Below are 1712 nucleotides of genomic sequence, written 5' to 3'. Positions count from 1 at the left end.
ACCGACCGCGCGACGCAGAAGGTGGCGCTGATGGCGTCCTCCGAAGGCGGCATGGACATCGAGGAAGTGGCGCACGCCACGCCGGAGAAGATCCTCAAGGTCTTCGTCGACCCGCTGGTGGGCCTGACCGAGGCCCAGGCGCGTGAACTGGCCGTGGGCATCGGCGTGCCCGAGGCCAGCCAGGCGCAGGCGGTCGACGTGTTCCAGAAGCTCTACGCCTGCTACATGGCCAGCGACGCCAGCCTTGCCGAGATCAACCCGCTGATCCTCGAAGGCCACGGCGGCATCAAGGCGCTGGACGCGAAGTTCAACTTCGACGCCAACGCGCTGTTCCGGCATCCGGAGATCGTCGCCTGGCGCGACCTCGACGAAGAGGACCCGGCCGAGGTCGAGGCGAGCAAGTTCGACCTCAGCTACATCAGCCTGGACGGCAACATCGGCTGCCTGGTCAACGGCGCGGGGCTGGCGATGGCGACGATGGACACCATCAAGCTCTTCGGCGGCGAGCCGGCGAACTTCCTGGACGTCGGCGGCGGGGCGAGTGCCGAGAAGGTCACCGAGGCCTTCAAGATCATGCTGAAGAACCCCGAGGTGAAGGGCATCCTCGTCAACATCTTCGGCGGCATCATGAAGTGCGACACCATCGCCGAAGGCGTCATCGCCGCGTGCAAGGCGGTGAACCTGCAGGTGCCGCTGGTGGTGCGCATGAAGGGCACCAACGAGGACCTGGGCAAGAAGATGCTGGCCGACAGCGGCCTGCCGATCATCAGCGCCGACACGATGGCCGAAGCGGCCACCGCGATCGTCAAGGCTGTGAAATGACCCACCCCCGTAGCGCCTTCGGCGCTCCCCCTCAAGGGGGCGCCGCCCGCGGCCCGGCGAAGCCGGTTCCGCGGCGGCCGCTTGATTGCACCCGCCGCGGTTGACGCGAAACGAACGAGGACATCGATGAGCATCCTGATCAACAAGGACACCCGCGTCATCACGCAGGGCATCACCGGCAAGACGGGCCAGTTCCACACCCGCATGTGCCGCGACTACGCCAACGGCCAGAACTGCTTCGTCGCCGGCGTGAACCCGAAGAAGGCCGGCGAGGACTTCGAGGGCATCCCGATCTACGCCAGCGTCAAGGAAGCGGCGGCGCAGACCGGCGCCACCGTCAGCGTCATCTACGTGCCGCCGGCCGGTGCCGCGGCGGCGATCTGGGAAGCCGTCGAGGCCGAGCTGGACCTGGCGATCTGCATCACCGAAGGCATCCCGATCAAGGACATGCTGGAGGTGCGCAACAAGATGAAGCAGCGCGAAGCCGCCGGCGGCAAGAAGACGCTGCTGCTGGGGCCGAACTGCCCGGGCACGATCACGCCCGAGGAGATCAAGATCGGCATCATGCCGGGGCACATCCACAAGCCCGGGCGTGTCGGCGTGGTCAGCCGCTCGGGCACGCTGACCTATGAAGCCGTGGCGCAGCTCTCCGAGCTGGGCATCGGCCAGAGCAGCGCGGTGGGCATCGGTGGCGACCCGATCAACGGCCTGAAGCACATCGACGTGATGCGGCTGTTCAACGAGGACCCGGACACCGACGCGGTGATCATGATCGGCGAGATCGGCGGCCCCGACGAAGCCGACGCGGCGCGCTGGTGCAAGGAGCACATGAAGAAGCCGGTGGTCGGCTTCATCGCCGGCGTCACCGCGCCGGCGGGCAAGCGCATGGG

The 1712-nt window shown here is 67.3% G+C and carries 2 protein-coding genes; both read left to right on the top strand.

Annotated features, from left to right (window positions below):
- On the top strand, nucleotides 1–822 hold an 822-nt coding region (gene sucC / locus EV684_RS23850), incomplete at its 5' end, for an ADP-forming succinate--CoA ligase subunit beta (RefSeq protein WP_132649833.1).
- A 126-nt stretch (nucleotides 823–948) separates the two neighbouring features.
- A partial coding sequence (gene sucD, locus EV684_RS23845) for a succinate--CoA ligase subunit alpha (RefSeq protein ID WP_132649832.1) occupies nucleotides 949–1712 on the top strand: 764 nt, incomplete at its 3' end.

The sequence above is a fragment of the Rubrivivax gelatinosus genome (assembly GCF_004340905.1).
GTDB lineage: Bacteria > Pseudomonadota > Gammaproteobacteria > Burkholderiales > Burkholderiaceae_C > Rubrivivax > Rubrivivax gelatinosus.
Note: the sequence above shows the minus strand (reverse complement) of the source record. Positions and strands in the feature narration are given on the sequence as shown.